We start from the raw sequence: 17,158 nt of genomic DNA, 5'->3' as shown, positions 1-17,158 counted from the left end.
ATGGATACATTTATCTGGCCACCATCTGCGGGTGGCGCGAATACCGATATTAAATACCGGACACTTTCTGCGCAATTTGGTGATGGTTATTCTCAAGTTGCTCCAGATGGTATTAACAACACTGATATATCTGTTCAGTTGTCCTGGATCGGTAAAACAGCTGAGGTGCTACCTATTGTTAATTTTCTGAATGAGAAGGGTGGGGTACAAGCATTTTATTACACGCCACCTTTAGGGGTACGGGGTACGTACCGCTGTAAAAGTCATCAGGTTAAATCTGATGGTGCTGGCATTCACACAATCACTGCAACTTTTGAGCGGGGTTATATTGGCGATGAACATTCCAACAATTGATGTTCAATTACTTGAGCTATCTGAAAAAATTGATTTATTTGAGCTTGATGCAACGGCGATGGGCGGAAGTATTTTACGGTTCCATGGCTACGCGCAAACCGGCATTATTACGTGGCAAGAACAGCAGTATTCGCCATGGCCAATTCAAGCGACTGGCTTTGCACAGACTGGATCGGGTAGCTTGCCGACGCCGCAGCTATCGGTGGGAAATATCGACGGAAGTATTTCATCAATGTGCATCTATTTTGATGATCTAGTCGGCGCTAAACTGACCCGGCATACGACGATGGGTAAATATCTCGATGCTATTAATTTTAAAAATGGGAATCCCACTGCAGATCCAACACAAGAGTTCCCATTGGAGATTTGGTATATCGAGCAAAAAAGCAGCGAAACCAGTGAAGTTGTCGAGTTTCAGCTTGCGAGTGCATTGGACTGTATGGGGACGCTATTGCCACGTCGTCAGATCGTTGCGAATGTTTGTGCTTGGCTGAGTACTGGGGGTTATCGTGGCCCGTACTGTGGTTATACCGGCGCTGCAAAGTTCGATAAGAACGGAAACCCGGTGACAGACAGTTCGCAAGATCGTTGCGGCGGTAAGCTGTCTGACTGCAAACTCCGGTTTGGTGCGGGCAATCCTATTAACTTCGGTGGGTTCCCTGGGGCGGGTCTGACATGATAAAAAAAACATTAGGCGCGATACGCGCTCATGCGGAAAGCTGCTATCCCCGCGAGTGCTGTGGCCTTGTCATTGTCGTCAAGGGAAAAGAGCGTTACGTACCTTGCGAGAATGCCGCTGTTGGTGATGAACATTTCCTCATTTCCTGTGAGGCTTACGCCAATGCGGAAGACTTAGGCCAAGTGATCGCTGTTGTGCATTCTCACCCAAACATGCCAGCACAACCCAGTGAGGCTGATCTCGTTTCATGTGAAGCCTCTGGCCTGCCTTGGCACATCGTCAGGGTTGATCAGATTGACGGTAATCCGGTAGCTGGCGAGTTCAATACGATTGCGCCATCGGGCTACTGCGCACCGCTCGTCGGGCGTCAGTTTTTTCATGGAATTCTGGATTGCTACACACTGATTCGTGACTGGTATCAGATCGAGCGCGGAATCACGTTGCCGGATTTTAAGCGTTCAGATGAATGGTGGAATGACGGGCAGAGTGATCTGTACACACAAGGGTTCCCACTCGCAGGATTTGAGATTCGCCCGCATGAGCAGGAGCCAGAGCAGGGTGACGTGATTCTGATGCAGATTCGCAGTAAAAACAGTGTCCCGAACCATGCAGCGATCTACCTTGGTGACGGGCTTATTTTGCATCATCTGCACGGTCGGTTATCTAGTCGCGATGTGTACGGTGGCTATTGGCAAGAGATAACAAGAGCAGTTTTGCGATATAGGGGAAATGATGGATCAAGTGAGAACGATACGGCTGTACGGCAAGCTGGGGGCTAAGTTTGGGCGAGTACACAAGTTCGCAGTAAAAAATACCGCTGAAGCGATTCGGGCATTATGCGCGATGATTCCCGGATTTCAGCAAGAGTTGATGAGCAGCAGCCAGCGTGGTGTCGCATACTCTGTCTTTCTCGGAAAAGAAAATATTGGTGAACAAGACCTGCAAAAGCCAACAGGCAATGAAGCGATCAGGATTGCACCGATACTGCAGGGGGCAAAATCAGGTGGTTGGTTTCAGGTTATTCTCGGTGCTGCATTGGTGATTGGTGCAGGGTTCTTAACCGGTGGTACTGCATTCGCAGCATTGGGTGCTGGTGGTGTGGGCGGTTTTGTTGCGACGGTTGGTGCATCGATGTTTTTGGGCGGTGTCATTCAACTAATTTCGCCTCAGCAGACCACTCAGTCGAGCGGCGCAAATAACGGCGCTTCATACAATTTTAGTGGTGCTGTGAACACGACAACGCAGGGCAACCCGGTCCCGATACTGTATGGCCGTATGATCGTTGGCTCTGCCGTGATCTCAGCAGGGATTTACTCACAAGACCAATAAAAACAAAAAACGTCATCACAAAGCACCTTCGGGTGCTTTTTTTCGTCCAAAGGTTTATAAATGCGCGAGATTATCGGTTACAAAGGCAAGTCAGGTAGTGGTGGTGGCGGCGGTTCAGAAACCCCAGACAGTCTGCATAGTATCTCTTATGCGAAAGTGCTCGATCTTGTATCTGAGGGAGAAATTCAGGGGTTGGTAGATGGGATGAAGTCCGTCTATTTTAATGAAACCCCATTGCAAAACGCTGACGGCACATACAACTTTAAAGGGGCGACGGTTGACTTTCGCCCGGGCACGCAAGTTCAGGACCCGATTGACGGCTTTCCGGATGTATCAAATGAGATCGGTGTCGGTGTCGAATTGCGATCAACATCGCCATGGACTAAATCGCTCTCTAACACGCAACTGACATCGATCAGCATTCGTCTTGGTATCAATGCGCTGACCAAAGCTGATACATCGAACGGTAATATCAATGGCTACACCGTTGCCTATAAAATCGAGTTGTCGACTGATGGTAGTGCTTATGAAGTCGTGGTTGACACCGCATTTTCAGGCAAGACCACATCACAATACCAGCGCAGTCACCGGATAAAACTGCCAAAGGCAATGACTGGCTGGACTGTTCGCGTAGTCAGAACAACGCCGAATGCGAACAGTTCAACGACAGCAGATACAACGTCAATTCTGACGTACACCGAGTTGATCGATGCGCGTATGCGGTATCCCATGTCAGCGATTGTTGGTGTGCAGATTGATGCGGCGCAGTTTCAGAGCATTCCGACTCGCGCTTATGATCTGTACGGCCGCATTCTATCGGTTCCATCAAACTATGATCCAGTGGCCAGAACGTATTCCGGCATCTGGAACGGGACGTTTAAACCAGCATGGACGAATAATCCGGCATGGATATTTTATGATCTTCTGATCAATGGGCGCTATGGTTTGGGTAATTTAATCCCATCGTCTTACGTCGACAAATGGGGTTTGTACCAGATCGCGCAGTATTGCGATCAAATGGTGCCAGATGGTCACGGTGGTACTGAGCCACGCTTCACATGTAATCTGTATTTGCAGAGCGCAGCAGAGGCATACAAAGTGCTTCAGGACTTGGCGGCTCTGTTCCGTGGCATCACATACTGGGCTGGCGGCACGATTGTGGCATCAGCAGATATGCCGCAAGACCCGACTTATATCTTCACAGCTGCAAACGTTATCGACGGTAAGTTTCATAACACTGGCAGCAGCAAGAAAACACGTTATACAGTCGCAGTTGTGTCGTGGAATGATCCTGCAAATTTCTACAAGCAGAAATCTGAGTACGTGCAAGATGACGATGGTTTGATTCGCTACGGCGTTCAGCAACTCAATATCACTGCGTTTGGTTGCTCATCGCAAGGGCAGGCGCAGCGAGCTGGTAAATGGGCATTGCTAACGTCTCGCCTGGAAACAGATGTGGTGACGTTTGGCGTTGCGCTTGATGCGTTGGTCGTTGCTCCTGGGCAGGTTGTCCGGATCGCGAATCCAAATAAAGCCGGGCGTCGAAATGGTGGTCGTATTCGTGCAGCGTCCGGGCGTGTTGTAACGCTGGATAAAGCGCCGGTCATTGCTGCCGGTGACAGTCTCAGCGTCATCTTACCGACAGGTATATCTGAAACAAAGGTCGTTTCGTCTGTTTCTGGTAATGATGTGACGGTCGAGGGCGAATGGTCTGTGATGCCGCAGGCTCCTGCAATCTGGTCTGTTGATAGTGCGGCTCTGGTTGCGCCGACTTATCGGATTATATCGATCACGCAGAAAGATTCGCTTTCGTTTGAGATATCGGCAATCAGGCATGAACCCGGCAAGTTCGGCTATATCGATAACGGGACAAAGATTCAACGTCAGCCGGTGACTGTGTTAGCAACGATTCCAAATGCGCCGACGAATCTGATGTTTTCATCAAATACGTACTGGGTTGACCCTAGTTTGTCTGCAACAGATGGAATACTGAGTTGGTTCGGTCAGGCTCCAAAGTACATCGTTACCTGGCGGCGCGAAGATGGTTCGTGGACGACTGATACTGTGCAAGCATCCAGCTATGAAATTAAAGGCATGCTGGCTGGTTCGTATAGCTTTACAGTCACAGCTGTGTCTGCAACAGGTACTAAATCGCAGACGGTTGATTTTAATGCGCAGGTATCGCCTGGTGGTGGATCTGCAGTTGCGCCATCGTTAGGTCTGACGACGACATCAAAAGTGTTCGGGATCGATGTGGCGTGGACTGTTGACGATGCGACGATGTTGCATTTATCCGCATCCGAAATATGGTATTCAAAATCCACGCAGATCGCTAACGCAGTAAAACTGGCAAGTATCTCTGCGCCGCAAGTGTCATTTTCATTGACTGGGCTTGCTGCAGGCGACGAATACTATTTTTGGGTGAGATTAATTGATAAGCGAAATAGCATCAGTGATTTTTACCCGACCGGCGCTGGCATTCGCGGAGTCTCCAGCACAGATGCGAAAAACATTCTTGATTATCTGAATGGGAAAATCAGTAAAACGCAGTTGGCAATAGATTTATTAAAGCCGATTGACGACATAAAAGAGATCGATACGCGCCTCATCGATATTGAAACGGCGATAGTCAATATCCCGGACGGTTCAGCACTTCAATCGCTGGTATCGAGACAAGAAAATTCAATCAGAGATGGTGAGGCAATGGCTGCACTGCACTTGATTGCGTTTTCTGATGCAGATAAATCGATCTCTGTTACCAGATCCGAGACATCGGCTAAATATGCTGAAAATCTTGCGCAGATAACTGATCTTCAGCAAGTCGTCACAGATAGTAATCAGGCGCTGTCGCAACGGGTCACGACAATGAAGTCAGCGTATGACGACAATTTTGCTGCGATTCAGACGAAGCAAGAGACGCTGGCGACAAGTCAACTCGCTCAAGCAAGCAAGGTCGAAGTGTTGCAGGTGCGGATGGGGGAGGCAACTGCTTCAATTCAATCTGAAATAACTGCGAGAGTAACAGCAGACAGCGCGCAAGCCAGTCGCATCGATACACTGGCGGTTAAAGTAGATCAAAACACAGCAGCAATACAGAATGAGCAATATGTCAGAGCAACTGCTGATAGTGCTCAAGCTGGACGACTTGATACGCTGACTGTCAAAGTTGATCAAAATACGGCCGCAATTCAGACTGAAATCAGTGCCAGAGCTGATGCACTTGGTTCGTTGGCAGTGAAAGTGGATACCGTAACTGCAAAGGCAAATGACACGTCTGCAACGGTGCAAAACGTCTCAACGGCTGTTGCTAATATCAATGGCGATTTATCTGCTATGCAGACGATCAAGACGCAGATCGTATCAGGTGGACGAACGATCATCGCGGGCATTGGTGTTGGTGTGAATAGCAGGAACGGGGTCACTGAGTCGCAAGTATTACTCTCGGCGCAGCGTGTCGCGATTATTGATGAAAGCACCGGCACGTTGCAGACCCCATTTGTTGTGCAGGGTGGGCAGGTCTTTATCAATCAAGCCGTCATTGGGGAAGAGTGGATCACCACTGCTCACATCAAGACAGCCAATGTCGATACGTTGCAAATAAAAGGTAACGCGGTCACAGTACCTGTCGGTGCATTTGCACAGGCAAGCTCGGTTTCCGTCAGTGTTTATCTTGACGGTGACTATCCGGTATTTGTACAGGGGTCGCTAACGCAATCATTTTATTCGGCTATCACGTTACAGCGCGACGGTACTCAGTTGTGGGGCGAAATACCAGGTGCGGGGACGATGGCATCGCGCGGCATTATCGACAGGCCTGGTGCTGGATACCACACGTACGTGTTGCAGTCTAACGACTCACGCAACACGAACGGAGCGTCATTATTTATACAAGTGATAAAACGATGAATATGATTAATTATTTCATTACTGACGAAACTGGTTTGGTTATTAAAGCAGGCGTTTGTCAGCAGGAAACAATCGACATGAACACTGATGGTCATAGCAATGTTCATATCGGCATGGCACCGCATGGCCGCTGGCGATTCATCGATGGTGAGTTTATTTCAGCAGAGCCACCTGTGACGTATGTCCAGCAGCGACTTCTTGAATATCCACCGATGCAGGATTTTGCAGATGCACTGTACTGGCAAAGCAAAGGGGATGATTCAAAAATGATCGCCTACATTGCTGCTTGTGATGAAGTGAAGCGAAAGTATCCGAAAATTTAATCAAAGCACTACTCATAAAAAGCCGCGTCATCAGCGGTTTTTTTTCGTCTAAAGGAGTTTCTATGGGATGGTATCGGGCGGGGTCGGTCAGTGTGACCGTCAATTCTCGCGATGTCGCTGGGCAGAATGTTGATTTTGTATCGAACGTCCTGAGCGGTGCAATTTTCTTCGGGCCAGATGGCGGCGCGTATGAAGTTGAATCAGTCATCTCTGCAACGGCGCTGCGACTTGTTACGCAGTATAAGGGCGCTACAGCTGCAAATGCAGCCTATGCCATCGCTCAAACGCAGTCATATATCTTGCAGCTCGCGCAGTCAGCAACAACTTTGCTCAGCACGTTTGGCAGTTTCCGTGATGCGTATAACAATGGCGATCTGGTCGGTAAAGGGTTGGCATTGAAGGGCATTTTGACATCGCCAGAAGCCCTGCCAGCCTCTGGCATTATTTCTGGCGATGCTTATTTGATCGGTACAGCGATCTATGTGTGGTCTGGATCTGTTTGGAAATCAAGTGATATTCAGGGCGCTAAGGGTGACAAGGGCGATCAAGGCATTCAAGGTATCCAAGGTATTCAGGGGGAAAAAGGTATTCCTGGAATTCAAGGAAGTAAGGGTGATCAGGGGATTCAAGGCGTAAAAGGCGACACCGGCGCGACTGGCCCAGCCAATGTGTTATCAGTCGGTACGGTAACATCGGGCGCCACACCGTCTGCGACTATCTCTGGCGCAACCCCAAACCAAGTATTGAATCTTGTGCTGCAGAAGGGGGACAAAGGCGACAAAGGTGATAAAGGAGATATTGGCCCGGCTGGAACAGGCACGCTGAATTCAGTATCAGCAACTGCACCGCTGACATCAACTGGCGGCATAGATCCCGTCATTGCAATGCCTGCGGCGACAAACACGGCCAGCGGATATCTTGATAAAACGGACTGGGCAACATTCAATGGCAAGGAACCGGCAGTGGCCGCTGGTGCTACAACAGACTACTACCTCGGCAATAAAACATGGGGGAATCTTGCAGCGGCTGTCCGTGCTGTTGTGCTGACTGGATTATCGACCGCAGCCAATGCCGCCGTTGCTACGACAGATACTGTCTTAGTCGCCGTCGGGAAGTTACAGAGGCAGATCAGCGATGCAGTGACATCGATCAACACAAAAGCGAAGAAAGTCACGTTTTTGGACAAGGGTAGCTTTGCTTCTGGCACTGCCGCAATTACTGTCAGCGATGCGGGGCATCAAAAGATCACGGCCACAGGGAACATCACGCTGTCGCTGGCGGGCTGGGATACATCCGGCAACACGGATGAATTGCTGATTGAGTGCGTCAATTTCGGCGGCAGAACCATCGCGTTTCCAACGATTAACTGGGTCAAATCAGATGGATCATTCACGACCACGTTTGCGAGTAACGCTGTAACGCTGCAATCCGCTGGAACCGACTTCATTTTGGTTTGGACACGGGATGCTGGTGCGACGATATACGGCAAGGTGGTTCGATGAGGCATTTTAAAAAGATCATGGGCGGCATTACTGCTGCGCCTTTGACATATTCATCGTTTTCGTGCAGTCCTAATGTATCGAGTGCTAATCCATATATCTCGCTTTACATAAATCAAGTCATTGGCGGTACTCGACCTTATGTGCTCAGAGCCTATGTTAGCGGCGTATTGGCTTCGACAGTCAACATCGCGCCACCAGATAACAATGCGTACAACATAGCTAAACCGGATTGGTTATACGCACCGGGGAATAATCCAGTGTATATCACTCTGACCAGTGCAGATGGTCAGGTGGTTACTCTTCCGACGACCAATGTGGTTGACTTAGGATAAACATGAAATTCAAACTAAAAAACGGATCTATTGTTGATCGTATTGCCCTCGCAGACGCATTCCCGAATCATCAAATACCTGATGATCTGAGTGCTGCTGACGCTGCGTTTCTTGATATCGAATTTGTTCATGAAACAGCACCTCCAGCCGTTTCCGCAGTAGAAATAGCAGTTGATGATGGCATCGAGCAGGTTGGCGGTGTACTGCATACAAAATGGCGTATTGAGCCTCGACCGGCTGCTGAGTGCGCTCAGATCATGACTGCATTAAAACGCGCAAAAAACGATGCAATCAACACGTGGCGGTCAACTGCGAACGCATCGACGTTCCCACATCTTGGCCATTTGATCTCATGCGATGCGTTGTCGCGTGGAGACATTGAAAGCGTTGCGACGACAATTGCGATCACCGGCGCATTTCCTCCTAATTTTCCGAATGTCTGGAAAACCGCAGATAACGCATATATCCAGATGGACACGATTGAGAAATTTAAATCGATGTACGCAAGCATGGCTGCGCAGGGCGTTGTGAATTTTAATCAGTCAGAAGCGATGAAATTAGCTCTGTTAAATGCCGCGACAGTTGCGGAGATTAACGCCATCGCCTTGCCCGGATAAGTATTTTTGTCAGCAGTACCAAACGCCCGCTTCGGCGGGTTTTTTTATGCCCGCCGCTTTACTCACGGTGGGCTGTTTTTTTGTGCCCAAAGGAGAGGCGATGCAAGATGATTTCGGCAATGAAGTTCACCCGCAAACGATTCAGGAGCTGCGGCTACGCATGGATACCATCCAGCAGCAGCTTGACGCAAACACCGAATCAACACGACGCACAGAGAGTAATACGTCAGAGCTTATTGACATCCTTAATAGTTTCAAATCGGCATTTAAAGTGCTGACGTGGATAGGGCGGCTGGCAAAACCGATTACAGCAATTCTGAGTTTTTTTCTCACTGTGTGGGGAATTATCGTGGCGATAAAAATGGGGATGAATCCAAAATGAATGACGTATTAAAAAAGCGGCTGGCAACTGCAGGAATTGCTGCAGCGTTCCCGATCATCGCAATGTACGAGGGGATGTCAACGAAAGCGTACCTTGACCCAATTAGCATCCCGACGATTTGTCGCGGGCATACAGGTGGCGTAAAGATGGGGGATATAGCAACTGTCCAGGAGTGCGACGAACTGACTGTTCGAGATTTGCTGGACGCAAAGAGCGCAATGGAGTCATGCACCCATGTGCCGATGAATGATTACCAGCGTGCAGCTTTCGTATCGTTTGTTTTTAATGTCGGACCTGGTAGGGCAGGGGTAAAAGACGGCTTTTGCATGCTGAAGTCTGGGCGGCCATCAACAATGGTAACGAAGCTGAATAAGGGCGATTACATCGGTGCTTGCAATGAAATAAATCGACAGTGGGCAAAAGCTGGCGGTGTTGAGTTACCTGGGCTTGTTAAACGGCGCAACGATGAAAGGAAGATATGTTTGACTCAATAACTCGACTCATGCCGTGGTACGTGCGGGCGCTGGTTGCTGTCGCAGCAGGCGCAGTGATCTATCTGCTTGGCATGATGCACGGTGAGCGCAGCGCCGGGCAAGCCCACATTGATTACGTATCAGAGCAGGCAGCGCAGTCGGTCAAAGTCGCACAGGCGCAAGCAAAAATCGTGATCGATACTCAAATCAAATACGTGCCTCGCATCAAAACCATCTACACAAAGGGAGAAGCAATTGAAAAACAAGTGCCGATTTACATCACTTCTGATGACAATGCTGGTTGTGCTATCAACGCTGGCTTCGTGCGCATCCACGACGCAGCCTGGATCGGTGAGTCTGCCGGACCCGTCGCCGATACTGACCGAGAACCCTCCGGAATTTCGCTTGTTGAGGTCGCAGAAACAAACGCATTCAACGCCACCGCCTGCCTCGCCTGGCGAGAGCAAGCACTAGGATTGCGGGAGTTTTACGCAAAGCTGCAGGCGGCAACGAAGTGATTTGAATGTGCAGACGTCTGCACTAATGTAATAAAGCCCACATTTAGTGGGCTTTATTACCGTCGATGATTGTTATCTGTTTTCAGAAAAATTCTGCCAAATTCCAGCAGCTACCAGTGCGCCTATAATTCCAAGTTGCCAGTATATTGACCCATACCATGCCGTATCACTAGTGATATATTTCGACCAAGCTGGATCTGCAGCATAGGGGTTCGCGTAGTAGTCTAAGGCAGGTATTATCAAGAGAATGACAAACGCAACAAAGAATAAAAAAGATCTTTTAAATGAGATGTCTAAGTATTTCAACATCAAGACATAGACCGCCGTACCTGCTGATATTGCAATTATTTCTTTTAGAGTTAGGAGCATATCGAGGTTGATGGCCTTTGATATTGTCCAGACAATAACAGCTGCTCCAATTGCTAAAAGTAATATAACTTCAGATCCGCCATTTTGTTTCCGCATAAAAGCCTCATATAAAATTTTAATAACAAAAATATTGCCACGCGGAAAATAAAAAAGCAAATTAACCACATCATACGTGTGGCTAATTTGCGGTTAAGCGACGGGAATCGACTTTTGATTGCTATATTGATAATTAATGTTGGAAGAATAACCAAAAAAGACGTGTAATAGCCATATTGGGCACTATAAATTAATTATATATATTGACGTTCGCGGCTATAATCAATGTTAAGCAAATGCTTAACGCGTTTTACTCATCAGCCTACTGTTTGAGCTAAACACTAGATAGGAATTACTATGTTGCATCATTCTATGTTAGCAACCATTGATTCTGCCGCTGCCTCAATCCATGCTGTTGAGGGGCATATTCCTCGCAAGAATATCAATTTTTCTTTGATTGGAGTTTTCCCAATCAAAAAATTGGCAGATTGGATGCTTAATCATTTTTTCAGTCGCTTAAATAATCACTTTTCACGTATTGCCAAAGAAAGTGCTTCAGTTTGTTTTGAGCTTGAGGGTATCGCTTTCGGTATAGATAGAATGCCGATTGATGAGTGCATTGATGAAAATGGTCGTATTTGGGATAAGCTTGAATCTATCAAGCAGTCATCAAAAATGATCAAAAAGCATGTTGAAAAAATGTTAGTAAATTTTTCTGATACTCAGCGAGCATTAGAGTTAAAAGCTACTCTGGAGCAGGTCTCTGGTGTTATGTCTGAACTTTATGCAATGGCTAACCATGCGCAGTGGAAAATCACTGAGCATGATGCAAACCTATACCAAGTACAGCATTTATATAGTGCATCGTCGAAAAAAGATGCTGAAGCTATGTTGGATAAAATTATGGGAATGCCTGGCTAATGCGTGTAGTTAAGCGAATTGACTTTGGGAACCCTACATTTCAGAGAACATTTTCTAGACTTAAGCCAGACATTGCGAAAGAGGCTCGCCGAATAATTGGTGAGTTGGTTTTGATAGATCTTGATAGCGCGCCTGCTAAGCTGCATTTTCATAATTTGAAGAGCAAAACAGTTCCTTCTGTTTTTGAAAAAACAAAGCAAGTCCCAGTCTATACTATTCACATCACGTCAAGCGACACGTATAAAGCAAGCTTTACTTATGAAGATAGCTGCATATTCTTCCGGGTGTGTGGTGAACATGATGAGATAGATGATCGCCCTTAGTGAGTGAATAAACAATAAAGCCCGGATATACCGGGCTTTATTTTTATGCGAAAGAAAGTGAGAGTTTTTTTCCGAGCGCCTTTGCCGCTTGCTCAACAAACTCCAATTTTGTTGAGTGATGAATGTCGAATAATCGATCTATTTGCGGCATGTGAACGTTCAGTCTTCGCGCCATATCTGCTTTACGTAAATTCTGTGAAAGCATTTCATTCCAAAGCAAGACCTTAGCCGACTCCATTGCTGGCAACGCATCAGATCAGGGGTTGCATCGTGTCGTGAAACTCGCTCGGTTTGTGCGCGGGATCACGAAATACACACTTTTTGAACCGCAAATCCTTTGGATGGAGGGTGACCGGATGATGCTGTTTGGTTTTGAGCGAGTTGAGACTGAGCGGGGAGTGGTTGAATATGCTCAGTCATGGCTTTGTATATTCGGGGAGGATTCTATTACTTAAATATCTAGGTTATTTATGATGTCATTTAGAATTGGATCATTTTTGTTTAGACCTGCTCTTTCGGACAATAGTGATATAAAAGCGGCTCGATCCTCTTTTGGTGAAAACTCATTGTTTGCAATTTCCTGAGCGATATTCCTAATAGATGAAAGGGACACTACTCGACCCGTAACGCTGCCATGCTTTCTCTCGTTCATGCGGTTCAATAACATTGAATTTTGTTGTGAATGTTTAAGCATCACTAATTCACGTTGAAACTGATCGAGTCTATCAATAATGACGTCATCAAGCGATCCATCTTTTTTAGATAATTTGCTCGCAGATATTTCCTCAAAGTTTGACAGAAATGATCTCGCAGTTCCGTTTACGGTTGCTTTGTATGTACTTGCAATTGTATTTGCAAGATCGCTTTTGAATTTCAAAATAGACTGATAGTGCAGATCTCGTGGATAGGTGATGTGTGAAATGATTCCAGTATCAAATGAGTAATCGGTTTTATCATCAATAACTAAGACTGCTGGTTTATTAAATGCCAACCGCATACCAAGTTCAAACATGACATTTGGGTTTTTACCACTCATATCGCAAATAACAATGTCTGAATTGTATAAATTTTGTACTATCGATTTGTGAATGACAGTAACTGGATCGTCATCGCTAACTAATTTAGCCTCACTAAATTTTGGATCTTGAATTGAATCAACTGCTTCAATAAAGATCTGTTTCACTTCGGCCCAATGTTGTGCTGAGCAATTATCTATCTCTGAAATTGGGGCAATGATCCCACAGGTCAACAAACTACCTGGCGCCGGAGATTCTGTCGTTTTTGATTGATTAGATTTTGTCATCAAATTTATCTCTATTTTATTTTCGACACTCGTCTCAGAACTGTTAAATTAAGTATGGTAGTCTAAGATAGTAATCTAACACTGATTGCTACACAATAAATTGTAAGAAATGCAAATGACCGTAGTTATTATAAGCAGTTTTCTATGCCGTTTCGCTTGTATCTGAACGGCACGGATATTCCCAAATTAAGCATGTAATTAAAATACTGTCTTGCTGTCGCCTTATGGGAATTTAGGAATCGAACCGATTACTTTTATCCGCTTGTGTTGTCATAATCACATGTGTTGGTCTTCTTTTTAGGTGAGATAGAAAGGGTTTCCCATAAAACACGCAGTATCTATATAAGTGATTGATTATTAATATGATCGTATTCCGGCCTCGGGCACCATATCGACATCTTAGTAAGTTTAAAAACCCGCAAATTCTTTGGAGTTTGCGGGTTTTTTGTTGTCTGTTTCAAATGTCCGATACCATTGTTGCCCGATTGTCGCGTGCATAGTTTGCAGACATAATGTTTGCCTGACTGAACCGGCCACTGGGCTTGCTTTTCTCTAATCACAAGGATCATTGATGTCTGCTATATCTCCAGAAAGCACGGTAGTTTTACAGATTGACGGATTGCATATCGCGCATCTGCGCCTTGTCTTGCGCGACTGGTCGGCTGAGATTTATTCTGGTGTAACGCTGGTGTGTGATGAGGAGGGGGAGTGTAAGACGGATTTTCTGCGTTTGCTGGCGGCTGAGCTGCCGTACGCTGCGGGCAACCTTACTCTGCTGGGTGTGGCGCAGCATGTGGACGTCTCGGCTTACAGGCAACAGGTTTTCTGGATCGAACCATCCGCTACAGAGTATGACGAGTTCACCGTGGAAGGATTTTTTTCTTGGCAGGCAAGTCGCTATGCCGGCTTTGATCAGACAGTGTTATTGCAGTTGATAGAGGGGCTGGCGCTGGAGCCGCATTTGTTTAAGCAGATACAGATGTTATCGTCTGGCACCCGGCGCAAGGTGTGGATTGCCGCAGCGTTCGCGAGCGGCGCCGCACTGACTTTGCTGGATGATCCGCTGGCAGCACTCGATAAAAGTTCTGCGTTGTTTGTACTATCTCGGATGGCAGCCTTGGCGCAGGATGGGCAGCGCGCAATGGTGGTGGGCGACTATCAGGCGCCAGCGAATGTGCCGCTGGCGGCAAGAATAGATCTGGGGGGATGACCGACGTTTGAGCCTTGTTGCATGCTTAATCGGCAGACGGAGATGTTGTGTAACAGGATTGATATATGCCAGCCTTAATGCCGGCGAAAGTGCCCACGTCAATTTTCACCGGTTGAGCTGCTTTTGCTTGTCGGTTTAAAAGCGCCCCCGTTTTTAGACAAATGCGGTGACGTTACTGTACTCGGTGCAACGCGGCTCGTCACAGGGTATCGATATTCTCTAAGATAATTTTTGCCTGTTTCTGGAATTCTGCAACCGTAGCAGTATCCATTTTTTCCAATTGGCGGTAGGCCATGCCGATACGTGGATTCTTCGCAAGAGAATTTGCGTTACGCTGAAAAAAATCCCAATACAGAGCGTTGAACGGGCATGCGCTCTCGCCAACGCGCAATTTTTTATCGTAGTAGCAGCCTTTGCAATAATCACTCATGCGATCGATGTAGGCAGCGCTCGAGACATAGGGTTTGGTCGCTAACAATCCGCCATCGGCGAATTGACTCATGCCTATGGTGTTTGGCAGTTCCACCCACTCGAATGCATCGATGTAGATACCTAAATACCAGCGATGCACTTCAGCCGGGTCCAGGCCGGCAAGCAGCGCAAAATTTCCGATTACCATCAAGCGCTGGATGTGGTGTCCATGTGCGTGATCCAGCGATTGCGTGATTGCTACAGACAGGCAATTCATCCGAGTTTTGCCATCCCAGAACCAGCTCGGTAACTGACGGCTGTGTCCGAAGAAATTTTTCTCTGCATACTCTGGCATGTTGGCCCAATACACACCGCGGACGTATTCGCGCCAGCCTAATATTTGTCGGATGAAGCCCTCTGCTGCAGCCAGCGATGCACGCCCTGAGTGATACGCCGCCTCAGCTTTTGTAACCACTTCACGAGGATTCAGCATTTTTACATTTAAGGCGAACGACAGGAGTGAATGAAATAAGCGCCATGATTTAACACTCATCGCGTCTTGAAAATCACCAAACTGCGGCAGCGCATTATCGATGAAAGCATCCAATTGTTGTAGCGCTTCCTGACGGTTAAGTGGCCATGCCAATTGCCTGGCCTGAGGATTGCCGAAACTCTTTACACCCGCATTAACAATGGTCTGCCACAAATCAGAGTGATCATGCAAAGTCCGCGTATCTTGTGGCTCAGGCGGATTGCCGCGCCACGGCTTGCGATTGTCGTGATCATAGTTCCATTGACCGCCAAGGGGCTTTTTCTTGTCTTCCATTAATACGTGATGAGTCACGCGCATCTGGCGATAAAAAAATTCCATTAACCATTGTTTGCGTCCGGTAAAGATGTCGGACACTTCGTTACGGTTTGTATAGAAATGGTCGCTATCAACCATGACCCACGGAATATTTGCGCGGCGACCATGTTGATATAGCTGCTGATCCAAACGCCACTCATCCGGCGCCTGATACTCAAATACCGTTGCCTGATATTGACTGATCAACGCGTCAATATTGGTTGGTACGGATTGCAGATTATCCGTATCGTCAATCGCGATGTAATGCACTTGATGTCCCGCGTCGCGCAACTGCTGGGCCAGATCGCGCATCGCCGCAAAAATCGCCAGAATTTTTTGTGCGTGGTGCAAAACATAATCTGTTTCTTGCCGCACTTCCATGAAGACATAGGTTGTCGCATCATTGACTTCGCTGAACCAGCGATGTTGCGGATTGAGCTGGTCACCCAGAATCAGTCTGATTGTGCGGTGAGGCACGGTTGTGCTGGCGATAGTGTGTTTCATATGGTTTGTGTGCTTACCATCTATTTCTATTTAGCGTTCCAGAGTCGCTGATATGTGCCATCGAGATCATAATCATGGACTTGTTTTTGTATGTTGAACCTTCTGCCGTTGCGAGGTCGATACCCGCCCGGAGATATATAACCAATTGCCCTGAGCGCTATAGACATCATCATCAATTATTGGTCTCGTCAAGTCTTTCGCTTGCTATCCTGGCGGCATCGGTCGGAACAGTATTTCACATCGTTCCACACTTTTTCCCATTTCTTGCGCCATGCAAATGGTCTGTCGCATTGAAGACAGAGCTTGGTCGGCAACTCCGACTTTTTTCGCATACGCATTTCAGTCATCCAAATAAACTGCATTAAAAAATTCGTTTGGTCTTGCCAAGTAAAACGAGTCACTTATGTCGGTGTCTATATATTTACCCTGAGATCAGCCTGTATGCGTAGTTCATCGATTTGTTTGCGTGGCAATTGATGTGTGGGTTGTAACGGGGCTAAATAGTATCGTGGAAATAGAGACTTCGCATTTGGTCGTAAACATCGCGTACTGATGTGCCCATTCAGGACTTGGGATAGCTTGACGGTTCAGGGCAATAAATTAAAGTTGAAAGCTGTAAAAGATTTTGTGGCTGGATTAAAACGGAGTGATGCACTGTCCGCAGAAATACTGATATCTGACGTTGTTTAAGAGGAATGATTTAAAGGTTGACGTACAACGAACGCTATGTGGCTTTCAATTTCATTAGTTAAATTAAATCGAATTCATAAATTTAATTAAGTTGATTAATCGATTTGTGGTCTCTAGAATGAATTCCGT

General features: G+C 46.9%; 18 protein-coding genes. 14 read left to right on the top strand and 4 right to left on the bottom strand.

Features of this window, described 5'->3' with window-relative positions; all coding sequences use genetic code 11:
• The 12 genes from H8K26_RS07720 to H8K26_RS07665 all read left to right on the top strand — a co-directional run bounded on the left by H8K26_RS07720 (position 1) and on the right by H8K26_RS07665 (position 10,415).
• A complete protein-coding gene (locus H8K26_RS07720; RefSeq protein WP_190478535.1) occupies positions 1-354 on the top strand; it encodes a phage tail protein in 354 nt (117 codons plus the stop codon).
• Positions 335-1,033, top strand: coding sequence for a phage minor tail protein L (locus H8K26_RS07715; protein ID WP_190478841.1), 699 nt, complete (start codon positions 335-337; stop codon positions 1,031-1,033). Before H8K26_RS07720 ends, H8K26_RS07715 begins: the two co-directional genes overlap by 20 nt.
• Positions 1,030-1,812, top strand: coding sequence for a C40 family peptidase (locus H8K26_RS07710; protein WP_190478533.1), 783 nt, complete (start codon positions 1,030-1,032; stop codon positions 1,810-1,812). The genes H8K26_RS07715 and H8K26_RS07710 overlap by 4 nt, the downstream gene beginning before the upstream one ends.
• Positions 1,763-2,362, top strand: a complete 600-nt coding sequence (locus tag H8K26_RS07705; protein WP_223826886.1) for a tail assembly protein — start codon at positions 1,763-1,765, stop codon at positions 2,360-2,362. The genes H8K26_RS07710 and H8K26_RS07705 overlap by 50 nt, the downstream gene beginning before the upstream one ends.
• Positions 2,363-2,422: 60 nt before the next feature.
• The gene (locus H8K26_RS07700; protein ID WP_190478531.1) at positions 2,423-6,268 is read left to right on the top strand and encodes a TipJ family phage tail tip protein; all 3,846 of its coding nucleotides are present in this window, start codon (positions 2,423-2,425) and stop codon (positions 6,266-6,268) included.
• Positions 6,265-6,591: a hypothetical protein gene (locus tag H8K26_RS07695; protein ID WP_190478529.1), complete on the top strand. Its 327-nt coding sequence runs from the start codon at positions 6,265-6,267 to the stop codon at positions 6,589-6,591. The genes H8K26_RS07700 and H8K26_RS07695 overlap by 4 nt, the downstream gene beginning before the upstream one ends.
• A 62-nt stretch (positions 6,592-6,653) precedes the next feature.
• Positions 6,654-8,093 (top strand): hypothetical protein, encoded by a 1,440-nt coding sequence (locus H8K26_RS07690; RefSeq protein ID WP_190478527.1) that lies wholly within the window; start codon positions 6,654-6,656, stop codon positions 8,091-8,093.
• Between the two features lie 140 nt (positions 8,094-8,233).
• Positions 8,234-8,425 carry a hypothetical protein gene (locus tag H8K26_RS07685; RefSeq protein ID WP_190478525.1) on the top strand — a complete coding sequence of 64 codons (192 nt, stop codon included), beginning with the start codon at positions 8,234-8,236 and terminating at the stop codon, positions 8,423-8,425.
• A 2-nt stretch (positions 8,426-8,427) separates the two neighbouring features.
• Complete coding sequence (locus tag H8K26_RS07680) at positions 8,428-9,042, top strand: DUF4376 domain-containing protein (RefSeq protein WP_190478524.1); 615 nt, start codon at positions 8,428-8,430, stop codon at positions 9,040-9,042.
• 46 nt (positions 9,043-9,088) lie between these two features.
• On the top strand, positions 9,089-9,424 hold the full coding sequence (locus H8K26_RS07675) for a hypothetical protein (RefSeq protein WP_190478522.1): 336 nt from the start codon (positions 9,089-9,091) through the stop codon (positions 9,422-9,424).
• Positions 9,421-9,918, top strand: a complete 498-nt coding sequence (locus H8K26_RS07670; RefSeq protein WP_190478520.1) for a lysozyme — start codon at positions 9,421-9,423, stop codon at positions 9,916-9,918. Before H8K26_RS07675 ends, H8K26_RS07670 begins: the two co-directional genes overlap by 4 nt.
• Positions 9,903-10,415, top strand: coding sequence for a hypothetical protein (locus tag H8K26_RS07665; RefSeq protein WP_190478519.1), 513 nt, complete (start codon positions 9,903-9,905; stop codon positions 10,413-10,415). The genes H8K26_RS07670 and H8K26_RS07665 overlap by 16 nt, the downstream gene beginning before the upstream one ends.
• A 72-nt stretch (positions 10,416-10,487) precedes the next feature.
• Here the strand turns inward: H8K26_RS07665 and H8K26_RS07660 are convergent, their stop codons facing one another.
• Entirely contained in the window at positions 10,488-10,880 is a 393-nt protein-coding gene (locus H8K26_RS07660; protein ID WP_190478517.1) for a hypothetical protein, read from the bottom strand.
• Positions 10,881-11,177: 297 nt separating this feature from the next.
• Here H8K26_RS07660 and H8K26_RS07655 point away from each other — a divergent pair, with 297 nt between their 5' ends.
• On the top strand, positions 11,178-11,741 hold the full coding sequence (locus tag H8K26_RS07655) for a hypothetical protein (protein ID WP_190478514.1): 564 nt from the start codon (positions 11,178-11,180) through the stop codon (positions 11,739-11,741).
• Between the two features lie 774 nt (positions 11,742-12,515).
• Here H8K26_RS07655 and H8K26_RS07650 read toward each other — a convergent pair.
• Positions 12,516-13,367 (bottom strand): TIR domain-containing protein, encoded by an 852-nt coding sequence (locus H8K26_RS07650; protein WP_190478512.1) that lies wholly within the window; start codon positions 13,365-13,367, stop codon positions 12,516-12,518.
• Between the two features lie 571 nt (positions 13,368-13,938).
• On the opposite strand from H8K26_RS07650, the gene H8K26_RS07645 reads away from it, so the two are divergent.
• On the top strand, positions 13,939-14,577 hold the full coding sequence (locus H8K26_RS07645; protein WP_223826885.1) for an ABC transporter ATP-binding protein: 639 nt from the start codon (positions 13,939-13,941) through the stop codon (positions 14,575-14,577).
• A gap of 199 nt (positions 14,578-14,776) precedes the next feature.
• Here the strand turns inward: H8K26_RS07645 and H8K26_RS07640 are convergent, their stop codons facing one another.
• Positions 14,777-16,339, bottom strand: coding sequence for a cryptochrome/photolyase family protein (locus H8K26_RS07640; RefSeq protein ID WP_190478511.1), 1,563 nt, complete (start codon positions 16,337-16,339; stop codon positions 14,777-14,779).
• A 188-nt stretch (positions 16,340-16,527) separates the two neighbouring features.
• On the bottom strand, positions 16,528-16,671 hold the full coding sequence (locus H8K26_RS07635; RefSeq protein WP_370587061.1) for a DUF2256 domain-containing protein: 144 nt from the start codon (positions 16,669-16,671) through the stop codon (positions 16,528-16,530).
• Between the last annotated feature and the right edge of the window lie 487 nt (positions 16,672-17,158).

This window comes from Cognatundibacterium aquatile (assembly GCF_014699135.1).
Taxonomy (GTDB): Bacteria; Pseudomonadota; Gammaproteobacteria; order Burkholderiales; family Burkholderiaceae_D; genus Undibacterium; species Undibacterium aquatile.
Note: the sequence above shows the minus strand (reverse complement) of the source record. Positions and strands in the feature narration are given on the sequence as shown.

Excerpts from the sequence above, each read along its gene's own strand:
- H8K26_RS07720 (WP_190478535.1), top strand. The coding sequence starts at position 1 with ATGGATACATTTATCTGGCCACCATCTGCGGGTGGCGCGAATACCGAT.
- H8K26_RS07715 (WP_190478841.1), top strand. The coding sequence starts at position 335 with ATGAACATTCCAACAATTGATGTTCAATTACTTGAGCTATCTGAAAAA.
- H8K26_RS07710 (WP_190478533.1), top strand. The coding sequence starts at position 1,030 with ATGATAAAAAAAACATTAGGCGCGATACGCGCTCATGCGGAAAGCTGC.
- H8K26_RS07705 (WP_223826886.1), top strand. The coding sequence starts at position 1,763 with ATGATGGATCAAGTGAGAACGATACGGCTGTACGGCAAGCTGGGGGCT.
- H8K26_RS07700 (WP_190478531.1), top strand. The coding sequence starts at position 2,423 with ATGCGCGAGATTATCGGTTACAAAGGCAAGTCAGGTAGTGGTGGTGGC.
- H8K26_RS07695 (WP_190478529.1), top strand. The coding sequence starts at position 6,265 with ATGAATATGATTAATTATTTCATTACTGACGAAACTGGTTTGGTTATT.
- H8K26_RS07690 (WP_190478527.1), top strand. The coding sequence starts at position 6,654 with ATGGGATGGTATCGGGCGGGGTCGGTCAGTGTGACCGTCAATTCTCGC.
- H8K26_RS07680 (WP_190478524.1), top strand. The coding sequence starts at position 8,428 with ATGAAATTCAAACTAAAAAACGGATCTATTGTTGATCGTATTGCCCTC.
- H8K26_RS07675 (WP_190478522.1), top strand. The coding sequence starts at position 9,089 with ATGCCCGCCGCTTTACTCACGGTGGGCTGTTTTTTTGTGCCCAAAGGA.
- H8K26_RS07670 (WP_190478520.1), top strand. The coding sequence starts at position 9,421 with ATGAATGACGTATTAAAAAAGCGGCTGGCAACTGCAGGAATTGCTGCA.
- H8K26_RS07665 (WP_190478519.1), top strand. The coding sequence starts at position 9,903 with ATGTTTGACTCAATAACTCGACTCATGCCGTGGTACGTGCGGGCGCTG.
- H8K26_RS07660 (WP_190478517.1), bottom strand. The coding sequence starts at position 10,880 with ATGCGGAAACAAAATGGCGGATCTGAAGTTATATTACTTTTAGCAATT.
- H8K26_RS07655 (WP_190478514.1), top strand. The coding sequence starts at position 11,178 with ATGTTGCATCATTCTATGTTAGCAACCATTGATTCTGCCGCTGCCTCA.
- H8K26_RS07650 (WP_190478512.1), bottom strand. The coding sequence starts at position 13,367 with ATGACAAAATCTAATCAATCAAAAACGACAGAATCTCCGGCGCCAGGT.
- H8K26_RS07645 (WP_223826885.1), top strand. The coding sequence starts at position 13,939 with ATGTCTGCTATATCTCCAGAAAGCACGGTAGTTTTACAGATTGACGGA.
- H8K26_RS07640 (WP_190478511.1), bottom strand. The coding sequence starts at position 16,339 with ATGAAACACACTATCGCCAGCACAACCGTGCCTCACCGCACAATCAGA.
- H8K26_RS07635 (WP_370587061.1), bottom strand. The coding sequence starts at position 16,671 with ATGCGAAAAAAGTCGGAGTTGCCGACCAAGCTCTGTCTTCAATGCGAC.